The organism is Kitasatospora sp. NPDC093102 (assembly GCF_040683915.1).
Classification (GTDB): Bacteria; Actinomycetota; Actinomycetes; order Streptomycetales; family Streptomycetaceae; genus Kitasatospora.
Genome location: NZ_JBFBFA010000007.1, coordinates 141,795 through 160,789 on the forward strand (window position 1 = coordinate 141,795; position 18,995 = coordinate 160,789).

General features: G+C 71.5%; 15 protein-coding genes and 1 pseudogene. 3 read left to right on the top strand and 13 right to left on the bottom strand.

From position 1 onward, the window contains the following. Positions 1-60 precede the first annotated feature (60 nt). From mltG to AB0O11_RS12845, 5 genes are all read right to left on the bottom strand, one after another. The gene (gene mltG, locus AB0O11_RS12825) at positions 61-1,317 is read right to left on the bottom strand and encodes an endolytic transglycosylase MltG (protein WP_363385049.1); all 1,257 of its coding nucleotides are present in this window, start codon (positions 1,315-1,317) and stop codon (positions 61-63) included. A gap of 137 nt (positions 1,318-1,454) precedes the next feature. Beyond that, positions 1,455-1,934, bottom strand: a complete 480-nt coding sequence (gene ruvX / locus AB0O11_RS12830; RefSeq protein WP_363385052.1) for a Holliday junction resolvase RuvX — start codon at positions 1,932-1,934, stop codon at positions 1,455-1,457. Continuing rightward, positions 1,934-4,603, bottom strand: coding sequence for an alanine--tRNA ligase (gene alaS, locus AB0O11_RS12835; protein ID WP_363385055.1), 2,670 nt, complete (start codon positions 4,601-4,603; stop codon positions 1,934-1,936). The genes ruvX and alaS overlap by 1 nt, the downstream gene beginning before the upstream one ends. After that, positions 4,603-5,064: a DUF6167 family protein gene (locus AB0O11_RS12840; protein WP_363385058.1), complete on the bottom strand. Its 462-nt coding sequence runs from the start codon at positions 5,062-5,064 to the stop codon at positions 4,603-4,605. Before AB0O11_RS12840 ends, alaS begins: the two co-directional genes overlap by 1 nt. Before the next feature lie 4 nt (positions 5,065-5,068). Continuing rightward, the gene (locus AB0O11_RS12845) at positions 5,069-5,548 is read right to left on the bottom strand and encodes a DUF948 domain-containing protein (protein WP_363385061.1); all 480 of its coding nucleotides are present in this window, start codon (positions 5,546-5,548) and stop codon (positions 5,069-5,071) included. 169 nt (positions 5,549-5,717) lie between these two features. On the opposite strand from AB0O11_RS12845, the gene AB0O11_RS12850 reads away from it, so the two are divergent. After that, a complete protein-coding gene (locus AB0O11_RS12850; RefSeq protein ID WP_363385064.1) occupies positions 5,718-6,044 on the top strand; it encodes a tetratricopeptide repeat protein in 327 nt (108 codons plus the stop codon). A gap of 96 nt (positions 6,045-6,140) precedes the next feature. Here AB0O11_RS12850 and rpsD read toward each other — a convergent pair whose 3' ends face one another. The 7 genes from rpsD to AB0O11_RS12885 all read right to left on the bottom strand — a co-directional run bounded on the left by rpsD (position 6,141) and on the right by AB0O11_RS12885 (position 13,876). Beyond that, on the bottom strand, positions 6,141-6,755 hold the full coding sequence (gene rpsD / locus AB0O11_RS12855; protein ID WP_270148363.1) for a 30S ribosomal protein S4: 615 nt from the start codon (positions 6,753-6,755) through the stop codon (positions 6,141-6,143). 318 nt (positions 6,756-7,073) lie between these two features. Further along, positions 7,074-8,504, bottom strand: coding sequence for a replication-associated recombination protein A (locus AB0O11_RS12860; RefSeq protein WP_363385067.1), 1,431 nt, complete (start codon positions 8,502-8,504; stop codon positions 7,074-7,076). A gap of 54 nt (positions 8,505-8,558) precedes the next feature. Further along, the gene (ppk2, locus tag AB0O11_RS12865) at positions 8,559-9,377 is read right to left on the bottom strand and encodes a polyphosphate kinase 2 (RefSeq protein WP_363385070.1); all 819 of its coding nucleotides are present in this window, start codon (positions 9,375-9,377) and stop codon (positions 8,559-8,561) included. Positions 9,378-9,505: 128 nt separating this feature from the next. Further along, on the bottom strand, positions 9,506-10,012 hold the full coding sequence (locus AB0O11_RS12870; protein WP_363385073.1) for an N-acetyltransferase: 507 nt from the start codon (positions 10,010-10,012) through the stop codon (positions 9,506-9,508). Positions 10,013-10,107: 95 nt separating this feature from the next. Further along, positions 10,108-11,898, bottom strand: coding sequence for an aspartate--tRNA ligase (aspS, locus tag AB0O11_RS12875; RefSeq protein WP_363385076.1), 1,791 nt, complete (start codon positions 11,896-11,898; stop codon positions 10,108-10,110). Beyond that, on the bottom strand, positions 11,895-13,157 hold the full coding sequence (hisS, locus tag AB0O11_RS12880; RefSeq protein ID WP_363385079.1) for a histidine--tRNA ligase: 1,263 nt from the start codon (positions 13,155-13,157) through the stop codon (positions 11,895-11,897). Before hisS ends, aspS begins: the two co-directional genes overlap by 4 nt. Positions 13,158-13,168: 11 nt before the next feature. Beyond that, positions 13,169-13,876 carry an MBL fold metallo-hydrolase gene (locus tag AB0O11_RS12885; RefSeq protein ID WP_363385082.1) on the bottom strand — a complete coding sequence of 236 codons (708 nt, stop codon included), beginning with the start codon at positions 13,874-13,876 and terminating at the stop codon, positions 13,169-13,171. Between the two features lie 249 nt (positions 13,877-14,125). Between AB0O11_RS12885 and AB0O11_RS12890 the strand changes: the two genes are divergently transcribed. After that, a complete protein-coding gene (locus AB0O11_RS12890; protein WP_363385085.1) occupies positions 14,126-14,974 on the top strand; it encodes a peptidylprolyl isomerase in 849 nt (282 codons plus the stop codon). 265 nt (positions 14,975-15,239) lie between these two features. Further along, positions 15,240-16,469, top strand: a complete 1,230-nt coding sequence (locus AB0O11_RS12895; protein ID WP_363385088.1) for a DUF349 domain-containing protein — start codon at positions 15,240-15,242, stop codon at positions 16,467-16,469. Positions 16,470-16,553: 84 nt separating this feature from the next. Here the strand turns inward: AB0O11_RS12895 and AB0O11_RS12900 are convergent. Beyond that, positions 16,554-18,875 (bottom strand): annotated as a pseudogene (locus AB0O11_RS12900) (bifunctional (p)ppGpp synthetase/guanosine-3',5'-bis(diphosphate) 3'-pyrophosphohydrolase); the annotation flags it as partial. Positions 18,876-18,995 lie beyond the last annotated feature (120 nt).

Consider the following 18,995-nt stretch of genomic DNA (forward strand, 5'->3'; position numbering starts at 1 on the left):
CACCCCCGCCCGGGCGGACGCATCGTCAGTGAGCGATCTCACCGACGGCGCACAACACCGTCACGGTGTCGTCGCACCGGTGCCGGAAGGTGCCCCCGCCGCACCCGGCGCCACTGGGTCGGAGGACGGACCCGGCGCCGGGACGCTCGGCTTGGTCTCCGCCCGGTTGGCGTTGAACTCCGCCACGTTGCGTTGCTGCACGTCGAAGCTGTCGGTGAAGCGGGTGTCCCCCGGCTTCACGGTGACGAAGTACAGCCAGTCCCCCGGCGTCGGGTCCAGCGCCGCCATGATCGCCTGCCGCCCGGGGTTGGAGATCGGGCTCGGCGGCAGCCCGGGGTGCAGGTAGGTGTTGTACGGGGAGTCCAGTCTGGTGTCGGTCACCGAGGTGTTCAGGGTCGAACGGCCGAGCACGTAGTTGATGGTGGAGTCCAGCTGCAGGGGCATGCCCTTGGCCAGCCGGTTGTAGATGACCCGGGCCACCTTGCCCATGTCCTCGGTGTTGTCGGCCTCGCCCTGGACCATGCTGGCCACGGTGACCAGCCCGTACACGCTCTGCCCGAGGTTCTGGGCGACCACGGTGGCGTCGTCCCGGCTGAACTCCGTGCCGGCCCGGTCCACCATCTGCTTCAGCAGGTCGAAGGCGGTGGTGTCCTCGGTGACGCTGTACGTCGCGGGGAACAGGTAGCCCTCCGGGCTGCCGTTGGTGAAGTCCGGCAGGCCGAGCTCGGCGCCGCGGTCCTGGGCGGTCTTCAGGGCGGTGCCCTCGGGCAGGTTCAGCTTCTTGTCGATGGCCGCGTAGATCTGGTGGCCGCGCCAGCCCTCGGGGATGGTCAGGCCGTTGGCGTTGGCCGGATCGATCAGGATCGCCAGCGCCGCCGCGGCCGACATCTTCTGCTTCAGCGTGTACGTCCCGGGCTGGATCCGCCCGGCCGCCGCCGCACTGCCCTTCGCGGCCCGGGCGAAGGCGAGCGAGCTGGCCACCACCCCGTTGCGGACCAGCGCGGACGCGATCTGGGAGAGGCCGGCGCCCTCCGGCACCGAGACCTGCACGCTGCCGCTGCCCGGCCCGGGGAAGTCGGCCGCGGACGGGGGTTCGCGCTGCGACTGCAACCAGGTGTACCCGGTCAGCCCGATCCCGCCGAACACCGCGACCAACGCGAGCGCGGTCAGCCCGCAGGCCAGTCTGTCGCGCCGCCTGCGCGGATCCGGCGCATCGAAGCGCGGGCGGGGCGCGCCCGGCGGACGGCCCTCCGGCTCCAGCACCGGCGCACCCAGGTGGCCGGGCGTGAGCCCCGGGTGGAAGTCCTGGTCTGTCATGTCTCGCGCCCCCTCGACGGTCCCAGATCGATCCGGATCGATGTGAATCAATCCAAAACGGACACGGAAACGAATGAAAAGGGGTCCGTGCGGACGCGTCCGCACGGACCCCTCAACGGGACGTTAAACCAGGCCGGTCAGCCGGTCGCCTCGACGCTCTCACCGGGCGGGCGTCCGCTCACCCGTTCGGACTCAAGGGCAGTCTGGAGGATCACCACCGCGGCGGCCTGGTCGACCACCGAACGGCCCTTCTTCGCCTTGACCCCCGAGGCGCGCAGCCCGTGGGTCGCGGTGACGGTCGACATCCGCTCGTCCACCAGCCGCACCGGCACCGGGTAGAGCCGGTTGGCCAGCCGGGCCGCGTACGCCCGGACCTTCTCCGCCGCCGGGCCCTCCTTGCCGCTGAGCGAGCGCGGGAGCCCGACGATCACCTCCATCGCACCGTACTCGTCGACGATGGCGGCGATCCTGGCCTGCGACTTCACCCCGGCCGGGACGGTCTCCACGGGCGTGGCGAGCACCCCGTCGGGGTCGCAGGACGCGACCCCGATCCGGGCGTCCCCGACGTCGACGGCGATCCGCCGCCCCCGCCGGAAGGGCCTCTCCTCCTGCTCCATCAGCTGGCGCGCTCCGCGACCAGGCCGCGCACCGCGGCGATGGCCTCGCCGACCGCGGCCGGGTTGGAACCGCCGCCCTGGGCGACGTCGTCCTTGCCGCCACCGCCGCCGCCGAGGGTCTTGGCGGCCGTCCGGACCAGCTCGCCGGCCTTGATGCCGCGGCCGCGGGCGTCCTCGTTGGTGGCGATCACGGTCAGCGGGCGGTCGTTCGCCACGGTGAAGGCGGCGACCACGGCCGGGCGCGAGCCGAGGCGGCCGCGCACGTCCAGGACCAGCTTGCGCAGCTCGTCCGCGCCCACGCCGTCGGCGACCTGCGCGGCGACCACGGCGATGCCGTGCACGTCCTCGGCCGAGTCGGCCAGACCCGCCGCGGCGGCCAGCACCTTCTCGGCGCGGAAGCGCTCGATCTCCTTCTCGGCGTCCTTGAGCTTGGCGAGCATGCCCGAGATCTTCTCCGGCAGCTCCTCCGGGCGGCCCTTGACCAGCTCGGTGAGCTGGGAGACCACGGTGTGCTCACGGGCCAGGAACCGGTACGCGTCGCTGCCGACCAGCGCCTCGACACGGCGCACGCCGGAGCCGATCGAGGACTCGCCGAGCAGCTTCACCAGACCGAGCTGGGCGGTGTTGCCGACGTGGGTACCGCCGCACAGCTCCTTGGAGAAGTCGCCGATGGTGACGACCCGGACCTCGTCGCCGTACTTCTCGCCGAACATCGCGATGGCGCCGGCCTTGCGGGCCTGGTCCATCGTCATGACCTCGGCGGTGACCTCCAGCTCGCGGCCCAGCACGTCGTTGATCTTCTGCTCGACGTCGACCAGCACGCTGCCCGGGACGGCGGCGGGCGAGCCGAAGTCGAAGCGGAAGCGGCCGGGGGCGTTCTCGGAGCCGGCCTGGGCGGCCGTCGGGCCGAGCGCGTCGCGCAGCGCCTGGTGGGTCAGGTGGGTGGCCGAGTGGGCGCGGGCGATCGCCCGGCGGCGCTCGGTGTCGATCGTGGCGTACGCCGAGGCGCCCAGCACGACCTCGCCGAACAGCACCCCGCCGGAGTGCACGACGACGCCCGGGACGGGCTGCTGCACGTCACGGATCTCCACCACCGCGCCGGACTCCAGCCGGATCCGGCCCTGGTCGGCGAGCTGGCCACCGCCCTCGGCGTAGAACGGGGTGCGGTCGAGGATGATCTCGACCTCGTCGCCCTCGGAGGCGGCCGGCGCCGGGACGCCGTCCACCAGCAGGCCCACCACGGTGGCCTCGCCCTCGGTGAGGCTGTAGCCGGTGAAGACGCTGGCACCGGACTTGTCGGCGACCTCGCGGTACGCGGCGACGTCGGCGTGGCCCATCTTCTTGGCCTTGGCGTCCGCCTTGGCGCGGTCCCGCTGCTCCTGCATCAGGCGGCGGAAGCCGGCCTCGTCCACCTGGAGGCCCTGCTCCTCGGCCATCTCCAGGGTGAGGTCGATCGGGAAGCCGTAGGTGTCGTGCAGCTTGAAGGCCTGCTCGCCGGAGAGCACCACGCCGCCGGCCTGCTTGGTCTCGGTGACCGCGACGTCCAGCAGGTTGGTGCCCGACTTCAAGGTCTGGAGGAAGGCGGCCTCCTCGCCGACGACGACCGTCTCGATGCGCTTGCGGTCGGTCTCCAGCTCGGGGTACTGCGGGGCCATCGCCTTGATCGCGACGTCGATGAGCTCCTTGGCCACCGGCTCGGTGGCGCCCAGCAGGCGCATGTTGCGGATGGCGCGGCGCAGGATGCGGCGCAGCACGTAGCCGCGGCCCTCGTTGCCCGGGGTGACGCCGTCGCCGACCAGCATCAGCGCGGTGCGGATGTGGTCGGTGACCACGCGCAGCGAGACGTCCGACTTGTGGTCGGCGCCGTAGGTGTGGCCGGTGAGCTCGGCGGCGCGGTCGAGGATCATCCGGCTGGTGTCGATCTCGAAGAGGTTGTCGACGCCCTGGAGGATGGCGGCGAGGCGCTCCAGGCCGAGGCCGGTGTCGATGTTCTTGCTCGGCAGGTCGCCGAGGATCTCGAAGCCGTCCTTCCCGTCGCCGTGGCCGCGCTCGTACTGCATGAAGACCAGGTTCCAGATCTCCAGGTAGCGCTCGCCGTTGACGGCCGGGCCGCCCTCCTCGCCGTACGCGGGGCCGCGGTCGTAGTTGATCTCCGAGCACGGGCCGCACGGGCCGGGGACGCCCATCGACCAGAAGTTGTCCTTCATGCCCAGGCGCTGGATGCGCTCGGAGGGCACGCCGATGACGTCACGCCAGATCTGCTCGGCCTCGTCGTCGTCCTTGTAGACGGTGATCCAGAGCTTCTCCTTCTCCAGGCCGTAGCCGCCGTCCGCGACGGGACTGGTGAGCAGCTCCCAGGCGAACTTGATGGCTCCTTCCTTGAAGTAGTCACCGAAGGAGAAGTTGCCGCACATCTGGAAGAAGGAGCCGTGCCGGGTGGTCTTCCCGACCTCCTCGATGTCCAGGGTGCGCACGCACTTCTGGACGCTGGTGGCGCGCGAGAACTGCGGCTTGACCTCGCCCAGGAAGTAGGGCTTGAACGGCACCATGCCGGCGTTGACGAGCAGCAGGGTGGGGTCGTCGGCGACCAGGGACGCCGACGGAACGACGGTGTGGCCGCGCTCCTCGAAGAAGCGCAGCCAGCGGCGGCGGATCTCAGCCGACTCCATTAGTGGTCCTTCCGGTTCGGGGTGCCGCCCCGCGGCGGCAGGGCACGGCGGGGCGTTTCTTCAGTGGTCTGGGGGGTGGTGCGGGCACCGCTGGGCACAGAGCGGGTGCGGGACGGAGGCAGGGCGGCGGCCGGGCTACCGGGCGCCGCCGAGATAGCTCGGTACCGCGGCTCGCCGGAGAGGGGCAACGCGGAGCGTTTCCCGAGAAGGGCGCTGCGGGGCTCCACCACGGCGGTGCCGTGCAGCCCGAGGTCGTCCTTCAGCTGGTCCTCGCGCTCGGCCATGCCGGCCTTCACGTCCTGGGCGAACTGCTTGGCCAGATCGCCCAGGTGCAGCGCACCGCGGGCGGCGGTGCCGGAGAGACTGTCCGGGGTGAGCCGGTGCACGGCCTCGTTGGCCTTGTTCATGGCCCAGACGGTGGCGCCGGCGCCGACCGCCATCCAGAAGATGCGTCGCACCATGCCGTCAGCCCCTCACCGCGCGCCGGACCCGGGAGAACAGGCCGTTCCTGGGCGCGGTCGCGGCGCGCACCTCGGCCCGGACCAGCCGGGCCAGCTCCTCGCGCTCCCCGGCCTGTGACGGCACCGGCGGCAGGCCGCCCTGCTGCCGGGCGACGGCCTTGCGCACGCCGTAGCTGAACGCCGCGACCTTCACCAGCGGTCCGCCCAGGGTGGCGGCCACGGTGGAGGAGAGCGCGTTGGCGTTGGCGGCGGCGTCCTGCACGTTGGCGGTGATCTCGTCCACCCGCTCCAGCTGCTCGTTGGCGCTGCGCACGGCGGCGCCCGCGTCGGTCAGCAGCGGCACGGCCTGCTCGGTGACCGCGGAGACCAGGACGGCGGCCTCCTTGAGCACCCGGGAGAGGCGGACCAGCACCACGGCGAGCAGGGTGACCAGGACCGCCCAGAACACGGCGACGAGCAATCCGGCCAGCTCTCCCACGGACACCTTTGCGCGCTCCCTCGCCTTGCAGCTCTTCAGGGGGAACCCTATCGCGCCCACGCCCGGTTTCCGGACCGGGTTCTTTCCCGGGCCCGGGTGCCGCAGGGTGCGGTCCGGAATAGCTGGAACTTGCCGATTGCTTGAGGAGGCAAGGAACCGCCCGGAAGGAAACACCATGGCCGTCCACAACGCCGCCAACGAATACCGCATGGCGAAGTTCTACTTCGATTCCAAGGCGTACACCGACGCGGCCCGCATGCTCGAAGGTGTGCTGGCCGAGGAGCCGGCCAACCTCTCCGTCCGGCTGCTGCTGGCCCGCAGCTACTACCACTCCGCCCAGCTCCGCCGCGCCGAGGCCGAGCTGCTGCGGATCCTGGAGGCCGACCCGGCCGAGGACTACGCCCGGCTGATGCTCGGCCGCACCCTGGAGCGCCAGGGCCGCGCCGAGGAGGCCCGCCCGCACCTGCGGCTGGCCGCCGCGATGACCGGCGAGGGCCTGTAGCGGCGGAGACCCTGCACCAGCGCAAAAGGGGCGAGCCCCCGTCGCCTCGAAAGGCGGCGGGGGCTCGCTCGTGGTGTCGCGAAGAGCGGAACCGGGTCAGCGCGAGTAGTACTCGACGACCAGCTGCTCGTCACAGATCACCGGGACCTCCTTGCGCTGCGGCGCACGGTCCAGGCGGAAGGCCAGGGCCTTCAGGTTGACCTCGAGGTACTTCGGGGTCTGGCCCTCACCCGCGTAGCCACCCTCACGGGCGACCTGGAAGGGGACCTTCTCCTTGCTGCGCTCGCGGACGGTCACCACGTAGCCCGGCTTCATCTGGAACGACGGCTTGTTGACCTTGCCACCGTTGACCTCGATGTGGCCGTGGACGACCATCTGGCGGGCCTGGTAGATGGTGCGGGCGATGCCCGAACGCAGCACCAGCGAGTCCAGACGGGTCTCCAGCTCGGCGACGAGCGCCTCACCGGTCTTGCCCTCGGCCTTCTTGGCGCGGTCGAACGCGCGCGACAGCTGCTTCTCGCTCAGGTCGTACTGGGCGCGAAGACGCTGCTTCTCGAGCAGACGGACCTTGTAGTCCGAGTTCTGCTTGCGGCCACGGCCGTGCTGGCCGGGCGGGTACGGGCGGGCCTCGAAGTACTTGACGGACTTCGGGGTCAGCGGCACACCGAGCGCGCGCGCGATCTTGACCTTGGGACGCTTCTGGTTCGCCATGAACCAAACCTTCCTTGCTTACGAATACGGCTTTCACCAGGTGTTGACGGAGGTCGCATGTCGCGGCCCGGAGAAAACCCCGACGCCTGCGCGAAGGGATCAGCCGCTCTCCGGAGCCGGGCACAAAGTGCAAGCACGCGTGTGCCCCACCGAACCGAGGCTGGTGGGCTGCACGCGACACCGAAACGGTGCGCGACGCTCCTGGTGCGGGCCTCCCGGAGGAGGCCTACCGCCGATGCCCCGCTGGTGCGGCCGGTCGGTGGGGTCTCCCCCGCCGCCGTCCCGGGACACGGCACTCCGACGAAGTATACCGGTGGATCACCCGCCCTTTTCCCCGGGCTGCTCCTCGGCCTTCTGCTCCGGCTTCTCCGGCGCCTTCCCGGCCTTCTTCTCCACCCTGCGCTCCCCTCGCAGCCGCCCGCGCGTCCACTCCACCACGTCCGCGTACCGGGCCTCGCCGCCGCGCCTGGTCGGCTGGTAGTACTCCTTGCCGTGCACCGCGTCCGGCGCGTACTGCTGGGCGGCGATGCCCTCCGGCAGGTCGTGCGGGTACCGGTAGCCCTTGCCGTGGCCGAGCTTGCCCGCGCCGCCGTAGTGCGCGTCCCGCAGGTGGGACGGGACGGCGCCCGCCAGGCCCTGCCGGACGTCCGCCAGTGCCGCGTCGATCGCCAGGTAGGCGGCGTTGGACTTGGGTGCCAGGGCCAGCGCGATGGCCGCCTGGGAGAGGATGATCCGGGCCTCCGGGAAGCCGATCAGGGCCACCGCCTGAGCCGCCGCCACCGCCGTCTGCAGGGCTGTCGGATCCGCCAGGCCGACGTCCTCGCTGGCCGAGATCATCAGCCGGCGGGCGATGAACCGCGGGTCCTCCCCCGCCTCGATCATCCGGGCCAGGTAGTGCAGGGTGGCGTCCACGTCGCTGCCGCGGATCGACTTGATCAGCGCACTCGCCACGTCGTAGTGCTGGTCGCCGTCCTTGTCGTAGCGCACCGCCGCGTGGTTGACCGCCGTCTCGGTGGTGGCCAGCGTGATGCTGGACTCGCCCTTCTCCAGTGCCGCCCCGGCCGCCGCCTCCAGCGTGGTGAGCGCCCGCCGGGCGTCCCCGCCGGCCAGCCGCACCAGGTGGTCCTCGGCCTCCGCGGACAGCTCCAGCGCACCCTCCAGACCGCGCTCGTCGGTCACCGCGCGGCGCAGCAGCGCCCGGATGTCCTCGTCGGTCAGCGACTCCAGGGTGAGCAGCAGCGAGCGGGACAGCAGCGGGGAGATCACCGAGAAGTACGGGTTCTCGGTGGTCGCCGCGATCAGGGTGACCCAGCGGTTCTCCACGGCAGGCAGCAGCGAGTCCTGCTGGGCCTTGGAGAAGCGGTGGATCTCGTCCAGGAAGAGCACCGTCTCCCGGCCGGACATCCCGACCGCCCGCCGGGCGCCGTCGATCACCGCCCGGACCTCCTTGACCCCGGCGGTGATCGCGGACAGCTCCACGAAGCGGCCCTCGACCGCCTGGCTGATCACGTGCGCCAGGGTGGTCTTGCCGGTGCCGGGCGGCCCCCAGAGGATCACCGAGCTGGTCGCCGCCGGACCGCGCGAGCCCCCGACCAGCCGGCGCAGCGGCGAGCCGGGCTTCAGCAGCTGCCGCTGCCCGGCCACCTCGTCCAGGGTGCGCGGACGCATCCGTACGGCCAGGGGCGCCCGGCCGGGCTCCCTGGTCTGGCGTTCCTCGGCTGCGGCGGTGAAGAGGTCCGGTTCGTCCACACCGGAAGCCTATGCGAGGCCCCGGACAGCCCGCCAAGACCCGTGGGAAGCGTCCTACTCCAGCCCGACGGCGTGGTCCGGGACGTACTTCTGCAGGTCGCGCGGGGGCCGCTGGTAGCCGCGCGGGGCCGGGCGGGGCGGCAGTTTGATCCGCGGCGCCTTGATCTCCTGGTACGGCACGGTGGACAGCAGGTGGGCGATCATGTTGATCCGGGCCCGGCGCTTGTCGTCGCTCTCCACCACGTGCCAGGGCGAGTCCGGGATGTCGGTGTGGATGAACATCTCGTCCTTGGCCCGCGAGTAGTCCTCCCAGCGGGTGATCGACTCGACGTCCATCGGGGAGAGCTTCCAGCGCTTCATCGGGTCCTCCAGCCGGTCCCGGAACCGCCGTTCCTGCTCGGTGTCGCTCACCGAGAACCAGTACTTGCGCAGCAGGATGCCCGCCTCGATCAGCATCCGCTCGAAGGTCGGGCACTGGTGCAGGAACTGCCAGTACTCCTCGTCGGTGCAGAAACCCATCACCCGCTCGACCCCGGCGCGGTTGTACCAGCTGCGGTCGAACAGCACGATCTCCCCGGCTGCCGGCAGGTGCTCGACGTACCGCTGGAAGTACCACTGGGTCTTCTGCCGCTCGGTCGGCGTGGGCAACGCCGCGACCCGGGCGACCCGCGGGTTCAGGTACTCCGTCACCCGCTTGATCGCTCCGCCCTTGCCCGCGGCGTCACGTCCTTCGAAGACCACCACCAGCCGGGCGCCCTCGGCCCGCACCCACTCCTGGAGCTTCACCAGCTCCTGCTGCAACCGCAGCAGCTCCCGCTCGTACGGCCTCCTCGCCAACTGCTTCGGCTTCGCGGTCCGCTGCTCCTCGGCCACCCTCTGATCCTCCGTCCGACTGATGCTGATGCACACTCACCGTAGGCGCAGCACGGCGAATTCGCAGGTCGGAGCGGTCAGATCGGAAAGGAACAGGTCGAGACCACGATCGCGGCCGGGCGTCGCTCCTAGACCGCGACGAAGGGCTCGGGGTAGCGGCAGAGCCCGCGCGGGCCGCCGTCGTACGCGGCCAGCGGCAGCGCCTGGAAGTACGCCTCCGGCACCTCGAACGGGCCGGTGACCGCGTGCCGCCCGGCCGGCGCGAAGCCGAACCGCGCGTAGTACTCCGGGTCGCCGAGGACGACCACGAGCTTCTCGCCCGCCTCCTCGGCCGCCGCCAGCGCGGCCCGGACGACCAGCTCGCCGACGCCCCGGCGCTGGCACTCGGGCGCCACCGCGACCGGCGCGAGCGCCAGCCCCTTGCCGCCGCCGACCCGCAGCCGGGTCAGCAGCGCGTGCCCGATCACCAGCCCCGACTCGTCGACCGCCACCACGGACAGGCCGGGCAGCCAGGCCGGATCGCGGCGCAGCGCGTCCACCAGGTCCGCCTCGTCCGGACCGGGGAACGCGGCCATGTGGACGCGTCGAGTCGCCGGGGCGTCCTGCGGACATTCGACTCTCGTTGTGACCTGCATGAGTCAACCCTCCCTGTGTCGCACACCGTTGTGGACCGGCCCCGGACGGCAGGTGGGCCGTCCGGGGCCGTTGCAGGTTAGCGGATGACGCGATGTCAGGACTTGGGCTGCGCCTCGCCCTTGGCGTCCTCGCGGACCTTGGGCTGGGCGTCCACGCCGGCCTCGCGGCGCTGCGCCGGGGTGATCGGGGTCGGGGCGCCGGTCAGCGGGTCGCCACCGGTGGACGTCTTCGGGAAGGCGATGACGTCCCGGATGGTGTCGTACCCGCCCAGCAGGGTGACGATCCGGTCCAGGCCGAAGGCGACACCGCCGTGCGGCGGCGGGCCGTAGTTGAAGGCGTCCAGCAGGAAGCCGAACTGCGAGGCCGCCTCCTCCTCGGAGAGGCCGATCGCGTCGAACGCCCGCTTCTGCACGTCGCGCTGGTGGATACGGATCGAACCGCCGCCCAGCTCCGAGCCGTTGAGGACCAGGTCGTAGGCGTTGGACAGCGCCGAGCCCGGGTCGGTGTCGAAAGTGGCCAGCGACTCCGCGGTCGGGGCGGTGAACGGGTGGTGCACCGCGTGCCAGCCCTGGAACTGGCCCTTGTCGTCCTCGATCGGCTCGAACATCGGGAAGTCGACGACCCAGAGGAAGGCCCACTTGGACTCGTCGATCAGCTCGCAGCGGCGGCCGATCTCCAGACGGGCGGCGCCGAGCAGCTCCTGCGAGGCGCGCTCCTTGCCGGCCGCGAAGAAGATCGCGTCGCCGTTCTTGGCGCCCGCGGCGGCGGCGAGGCCGGCCAGGTGCTCCTCGGAGAGGTTCTTGGCGACCGGGCCGCGCAGCTCGCCGGTCTCGGCGTCGATGAGGACGTACGCCAGGCCCTTGGCGCCGCGCGCCTTGGCCCAGTCCTGCCAGGCGTCCAGCTGCTTGCGCGGCTGCGAGGCGCCGCCGGGCATGACCACGGCGCCGACGTACGGGGCCTGGAAGACGCGGAAGTCGGTGCCCTTGAAGTACTCGGTCAGGTCGGTGAGTTCCTGGCCGAAGCGGACGTCCGGCTTGTCCGAGCCGTAGCGGCCCATGGCGTCCGCGTAGGTCATCCGCGGCAGCGGGTTGGGGATCTCGTAGCCGTGCACCTCGCGCCAGACGGCACCGATGATCTTCTCGCCGAGGGCCAGGATGTCCTCCTGGTCGACGAACGAGGCCTCGATGTCCAGCTGGGTGAACTCCGGCTGCCGGTCGGCGCGGAAGTCCTCGTCGCGGAAGCAGCGGGCGATCTGGTAGTAGCGCTCCATGCCGGCCACCATCAGCAGCTGCTTGAACAGCTGGGGCGACTGCGGCAGGGCGTACCAGTGGCCGGGCTGGAGGCGGACCGGGACCAGGAAGTCGCGGGCGCCCTCGGGGGTGGAGCGGGTGAGGTACGGCGTCTCGATGTCGAGGTAGTCGTTCTCCTCCATCACCCGGCGGATGATGTTGTTGACCTTGGAGCGCAGGCGCAGGCCCTTGGCCGGGCCCTCGCGGCGCAGGTCCAGGTAGCGGTAGCGCAGCCGGACCTCCTCGTTGACCGTGCCCGGCTCGTACTCGGCGACCGGGAAGGGCAGCGGGGCCGCCTCGGAGAGCACCTCGATCCCGCTGACGACGACCTCGACCGCACCGGTCGGGATGTCCGGGTTCTCGTTGCCCTCGGGGCGGACCCGGACGTCGCCGACGACCTTGACGCAGTACTCGGCGCGCAGGCCGTGCACCGAGTCGAGGTCGCGGACCACGATCTGCACGGTGCCGGAGGCGTCGCGCAGGTCGATGAAGGCGACGCCGCCGTGGTCGCGGCGGCGGGCGACCCAGCCGGCCAGGGTGACGGTGGTGCCTGCGTGCTCCGGGCGGAGCGTGCCCGCGTCGTGCGTGCGGATCACAGCTGCTTCTCCTTCAGGGTGGTGACGAGTGCGTCGAGGGCGACGGGGGTCTGCTCGCCGGTGCTCATGTCCTTGAGCTGGACAACGCCCTCGGCGAGGTCCCGGTCACCGGCGATCAGGGCGAAGCGGGCGCCGGACCGGTCGGCGGACTTCATGGCGTTCTTGATGCTCTTCACGCCGAAGGCGAGGTCGGTGGCCACGCCGGCCCGGCGCAGCTCGATCACCTTGGTGAAGAGCACGTTCTTGGCCTCCTCGCCCAGCGCGACCGCGTACACGGCCGTGGCGGCCGGCAGGTCGAGGGTGACGCCCTCGGCCTCCAGCGCGAGGAAGGTACGGTCCACACCGAGGGCCCAGCCGACGGAGGGCAGTGCCGGGCCGCCGATCATCTCGGAGAGGCCGTCGTAGCGGCCGCCGCCGCCGATCGCGGACTGGGCGCCGAGGCCGTTGTGCACGAACTCGAAGGTGGTGCGGGTGTAGTAGTCCAGGCCGCGCACCAGCTTGGGGTCGTCCACGAAGGCCACGCCCGCCGCGGTGAGCAGCTCGCGGACCTTCTCGTCGTACGCCTTGCACTCCTCGCACAGGTAGTCGCGCAGCATCGGGGCGTCGACCAGCTGGGCCTGCACCGACTCGCGCTTGTCGTCGAGGACGCGCAGCGGGTTGATCTCGGCGCGGCGGCGGGTGTCCTCGTCCAGGTCCAGGCCGGAGAGGAACTCGATCAGCGCGGCGCGGTAGACCGGGCGGCACTGCTTGTCGCCGAGGCTGTTGAGCAGCAGCGAGTAGTTGCTCAGACCCAGCGAGCGGAAGGCGTCGTCGGCCAGGATGATCAGCTCGGCGTCCAGCGCCGGGTCCTCGGCCCCGATCGCCTCGGCGCCGACCTGGGAGAACTGGCGGTAGCGGCCCTTCTGGGCCCGCTCGTAGCGGTAGTACGAGCCGGAGTACCAGAGCTTGACCGGCAGGTTGCCCTGCTTGTGCAGGTTGGCCTGGAGGGCGGCACGCAGCACCGAGGCGGTGCCCTCCGGGCGCAGCGCGAGCTCGTCGCCACCCTTCGTGGTGAGGGTGTACATCTCCTTGCTGACGATGTCGGTGGACTCGCCGACACCGCGGGAGAACAGCTTCACGTCCTCGAAGACCGGGGTCTCGACGTAGCCGTAACCGGCCCGGCGGGCGGGCGCGGCGATGCGCTCGCGGATCGCCAGGAAGGTCGCGGAGCTGGGGGGCAGCAGGTCGTAGGTGCCCTTGGGGGCGGTGAAGGTGCTCAACTTCTCTTCCGTCACATTCCTCGTCGCGGGAAAGCCGGGGCGCCCGCCGCCCCTGCTGCCTGTCGGAGGTAGGGGTTGGTGGCGCGCTCGCGGCCGATGGTGGTCTGACCGCCGTGGCCGGAGAGGACCACGGTGGAGTCGTCGAGGGGCAGGCACACCCGGGCCAGCGAGTTCATGATCGCCTCGCTGTCCCCGCCCGGGAGGTCGGTACGCCCTATGGAGCCGGCGAACAGCAGGTCACCCGAGAAGAGCACCGGGGGGAGGTCCTCGGCACCGGGCGTCCGGAAGGTCACCGACCCCCCGGTATGGCCCGGGGCGTGGTCCACGGTGAGCTTCAGGCCGGCCAGCTCCAGCACGCTGCCGTCGGTGAGCTCGCGCACATCGTCGGGCTCGCCGACGGTGAGCTCGCCCATCAGCTGGGTGCCCAGGGAGCGGCCGAGCGCCTTCTCCGGGTCGGACATCATGTACCGGTCCTCGGGGTGGATCCAGGCCGGGACGCCGCGGGCGCCGCAGACCGGGACCACCGAGGCCACGTGGTCGATGTGGCCGTGGGTGAGCAGCACGGCGACGGGCTTCAGCCGGTGCTCGCGGACCAGTTCCTCGACGCCGCGGGCCGCCTGGTGGCCCGGATCGACGATGACGCACTCCTCGCCCGCAGCCGGAGCGACCAGGTAGCAGTTGGTGCCCCAGGCTCCAGCGGGGAATCCGGCGATGAACACGCGCGTCCTTCGGGTGTGCGGCGGTCGGCTGCGGCGGCTACCAGTGGTGATGCTGCCAGTGGTGATTTAGGTGCAGCCTACCGGCGCCGCGGGTCCGGTTGCGAACCAGATAGGGGTGACGGGGCGCCGCGGCCCGGCAGGTTCACCGCGTTCTTACGGGCCCGGTCCCTACACTTGGCCGCCGAGGGATGCGATGATCCGCTCCGGAATCCATCCACTTTTCCCGCACATCCGTAGGAGACACGGCCGGTGGTCAGCAGCGAACAGCGGCGGCGGCAGCTCGCCCGAGAGAAGTACGAGCGCCAGTTGGAGCGCCGGGTCGCGGCCGCGGCCGCGCGCAAGCGGCGCAATGCGGTCCTGGGCGCCTCGCTCGCCGTCGTGCTGCTGGCCGGCGGCGGCACCCTGATCGCCACCGGCGCGTTCAGCTCGGACGACAAGGGCGACAAGAAGGCCTCGGCCGCGCAGAGCGCCCAGCCCGTGCCGACCGGCGCCGGGGAGCCGACCACCCCGACCCGCAAGCCGGTCGAGGGCTGCGCCGCCCCGGCGCCGGGCGCGCCCAACGGCAAGCAGTGGCAGGCCGAGCCGCCCATGACGATCGACCCGAGCGGCTCGTACGCCATGACGCTGGACAGCAACTGCGGCAAGGTGACGATCGCACTGGACGCGGCCAAGGCCCCGCACACCGTGAACTCCTTCGCCTTCCTGGCCGGCGAGCAGTACTTCGACCACACCAAGTGCCACCGCCTCACCACCGAGGGCATCTACGTGCTCCAGTGCGGCGACCCGACGGCCAGCGCGACCGTCCCGGGCGGCTCCGGCGGCCCCGGCTACAAGTTCGCCGACGAGAACCTGACCGGCGCGACCTACCCGGCCGGCACCGTGGCGATGGCCAACTCCGGCCCGGGCACCAACGGCAGCCAGTTCTTCCTGGTCTACAAGGACACCAAGCTGCCGCCGAACTACACCCCCTTCGGCAAGGTCACCGGTGGCCTCGACGTGGTGCAGAAGATCGCCGCCGCGGGCACCCTGGAGGGCTCCTCGGACGGCCACCCGATGGCCGACGTCACCTTCAACTCCGTTACGGTGGCGAAGGGTTGACCGACTCCGGGGCTGTCCGCGAGTGGCCTGCGCGCCGCTCCCGCACGGCCCCGGACCGAAATCGCCCGGCCCGGATGCGGACAGCACCGGTCCTGGTCGCCTATGTTGGCGTTGTATAGGGTGCCCGGACCCGCCTAGCCGTCACCCTCGGCAGCAAGGCACGGCGGACGGGGACGGCGGACTCTTTCGGTCCGTCGCACATCAACTGTGGACGACGGACGCGCGCCGCCCCGGCGCGGGCGCGACGTCATGTGGAGGACGCGCTATGAGCAGCGACCCGTGGGGCCGTGTGGACGAGCAGGGCACGGTCTACGTCAGGACGGCCGACGGTGAACGCGTCGTCGGTTCCTGGCAGGCCGGCTCGCCCGAGGAGGCCCTCGCCTACTTCGAGCGCAAGTACCAGGGCATCGAGGTGGAGATCGGCCTGCTGGAGAAGCGGGTGCGCACCACCGACCTGGCCGCCAAGGACGCCCAGACCGCGCTGGAGCACCTGCGCGCCCAGGTGGTCGAGGGGCACGCGGTCGGCGACCTGGAGTCCCTGGCGAAGCGGCTGGACACGCTCGCCGGCGAGATCGAGAGCCGGCGCGAGGAGCGCAAGGCCGCCCGCGCCAAGGCCCAGGACGAGGCCCGTGGGGCCAAGGAGGCCCTGGTCGCCGAGGCCGAGCAACTCGCCGAGTCCACCCAGTGGCGGGAGGCCGGGGACCGGCTGCGCGCCCTGGTGGACACCTGGAAGGGCCTGCCGCGGCTGGACCGCAAGAGTGACGACGAGCTGTGGCACCGCTTCTCGCACGCCCGTTCGGTCTTCTCCAAGCACCGCAAGGCGCACTTCGCCACCCTGGACGCCGAGCGCGACAAGGCCCGGCAGACCAAGGAGTCGCTGGTCGCCGAGGCCGAGGCGCTGTCCTCGTCCACGGAGTGGGGCAGCACCGCGGCCGCCTACCGCGACCTGATGGCGCGCTGGAAGGCCGCCGGCCGGGCCCAGCGGGACATCGAGGACGAGCTGTGGGCGCGGTTCCGCGGCGCCCAGGACGTCTTCTTCCAGGCCCGCTCCGCGGTGTTCAGCGAGCGGGACGCCGAGCAGGTGGCCAACCAGAAGCTCAAGGAGGCGCTGGCCGCCGAGGCCGAGGCGATCCTGCCGATCACCGACCTCAAGGCCGCCAAGGCCGCGCTGCGCGAGGTCAACGAGCGCTGGGAGGCGATCGGGCACGTGCCGCGCGAGGTCCGTCCGAAGCTGGACGGCCGGCTGAACGCGGTCGAGCGGGCCATCCGCGAGGCCGAGGACGCCGAGTGGAAGCGCTCCAACCCGGAGGCCAAGGCCCGCGCGGCCGGCATGGTGGGCCTGTTCCAGGCGAAGGCCGACAAGATCCAGGCCGACCTGGCCAAGGCCCGCGCGGCCGGCAACGCCTCCAAGGCGGCCAAGCTGGAGTCCGAGCTGGCCGGCGTGCAGACCCTGCTGGAGCAGGCGCACAAGAGCCAGGAGGAGTTCAGCGGCTGACCGCCCTGACGCCCTGAACGGCGAAGGCCCCCGGGATCCTCCCGGGGGCCTTCGCCGCTGCTGCTTTCGGGCGGAGGGCGCCGCCTACTTGCGGGCGGAGGTGACGCGGTAGACGTCGTACACGCCCTCGACGCCGCGCACCGCCTTGAGCACGTGGCCCAGGTGCTTCGGGTCGCCCATCTCGAAGGTGAAGCGGCTCATCGCCACCCGGTCCCTGGAGGTCTGCACCGCCGCCGACAGGATGTTGACGTGCTGGTCGGAGAGCACCCGGGTGACGTCCGAGAGCAGCCGGGAGCGGTCCAGCGCCTCGACCTGGATGGCCACCAGGAAGACCGAGGACTGGGTGGCCGCCCACTCGACGTCGATCATGCGTTCCGGCTGCTGGCTCAGCGCCTCCACGTTGACGCAGTCGGCGCGGTGCACCGAGACGCCGTTGCCGCGGGTCACGAAGCCGACGATCGGGTCGCCCGGCACCGGGGTGCAGCAGCGGGAGAGCTTGACCCAGACGTCCTCGACGCCCTTGACGATCACGCCCGGGTCGCCCTTGGCCCGGCGGCGCACCGCGCGGCGGTTGTCGTGGGTCGGGGTGGCGGTCTCCGCCAGGTCCTCGGTCGCGCCCTCCTCGCCGCCGAGCGCCTGGACCAGCTTCTGCACGATGTTCGGCGCGGCGACGTGGCCCTCGCCGATCGCGGCGTAGAGCGAGGAGATGTCGGGGTAGCGCATCTCGTGGGCCAGGGTGACCAGCGAGTCGCCGGTCAGGATCCGCTGGATCGGCAGGCCCTGCTTGCGCATCGCCCGGACGATCGCCTCCTTGCCGTGCTCGATCGCCTCCTCGCGGCGCTCCTTGGAGAACCAGGCGCGGATCTTGTTGCGGGCGCGCGGCGACTTGACGAAGCCCAGCCAGTCCCGGGACGGGCCGGCGTTCTCCGCCTTGGAGGTGAACACCTCGACGGTGTCGCCGTTCTCCAGGGTCGACTCCAGCGGCACCAGCCGCCCGTTGACCCGGGCGCCTATCGTCCGGTAGCCGACCTCGGTGTGCACCGCGAAGGCGAAGTCGACCGGGGTCGCCCCGGCCGGCAGGGCTATCACGTCGCCCTTGGGGGTGAAGACGAAGACCTCGTTGCTGGCCAGGTCGAAGCGGAGCGACTCCAGGAACTCGCCCGGGTCGGCGGTCTCCTTCTGCCAGTCCAGCAGCTGCCGCAGCCAGGCCATCTCGTTGACGGCGCCGGCCTTGTCGTCCTTGCGGACCTGGGTCGGGGTGTCGGTGCGGACCTTGGACGCCCCGGCCACCGCGCGCTGCTTGTACTTCCAGTGCGCGGCGATGCCGTACTCGGCCCGCCGGTGCATGTCGAAGGTGCGGATCTGCAGCTCGACCGGCTTGCCCCCGGGACCGATCACCGTGGTGTGCAGCGACTGGTACATGTTGAACTTGGGCATCGCGATGTAGTCCTTGAACCGCCCCGGCACCGGGTTCCACCGCGCGTGGATGGTGCCCAGTGCCGCGTAGCAGTCGCGGACGGTGTCGACCAGGACCCGGATGCCCACCAGGTCGTAGATCTCGGCGAAGTCCCGGCCCCGGACGATCATCTTCTGGTAGACCGAGTAGTAGTGCTTCGGCCGGCCGGTGACGGAGGCGGTGATCCGGGCGCCGCGCAGGTCCGCCTGGACCTGGTCGATGACGGTCGCCAGGTACTCGTCCCGCTTGGGGGCGCGCTCGGCGACCAGCCGGACGATCTCGTCGTACATCTTGGGGTAGAGGATCGCGAAGGCGAGGTCCTCCAGCTCCCACTTGATGGTGTTCATGCCCAGCCGGTGCGCCAGCGGGGCGTAGATCTCCAGCGTCTCGCGGGCCTTCTTCTCCTGCTTCTCCCGCTTGAGGTAGCGCATCGTGCGCATGTTGTGCAGGCGGTCGGCCAGCTTGATCACCAGGACGCGCGGGTCCTTGGCCATCGCCACGACCATCTTGCGGACGGTCTCGGCCTGCGCGGCCTCGCCGAACTTGACCCGGTCCAGCTTGGTGACGCCGTCCACCAGCAGCGCCACCGAGTCGCCGAAGTCCTTGCGCAGGGTCTCCAGGCCGTAGTCGGTGTCCTCGACGGTGTCGTGCAGCAGCCCGGCCATCAGGGTCGGGGCGTCCATCCCGAGCTCGGCCAGGATCGTCGCGACGGCCAGCGGGTGGGTGATGTACGGGTCGCCGCTCTTGCGCTTCTGCCCGCGGTGCCACTTCTCGGCCACCGCGTAGGCGCGCTCGATGTCGCGCAGCAGTGCCGGGTCGGCCTTGGGGTCGTTGGCCCGGATCGAGCGGAACAGCGGCTCCAGGACAGGGTTGAGCACGCTGGAGCGCTGGCCTCCCAGCCGGGCCAGCCGGGCCCGCATGCCGCCGGTGGAGCCGCGGCCGGAGGGGCCGAGCGAGCGCGAGGAGGTCGGCGCCGGGCGTGCCGGGGTGGCCCCCGAGGGCGTGGGACGGTTTTCGGGGGTGGCCGCTGCGGCCGTGGGCACAACCTCGTCGGGCAAGGACAACTCCTC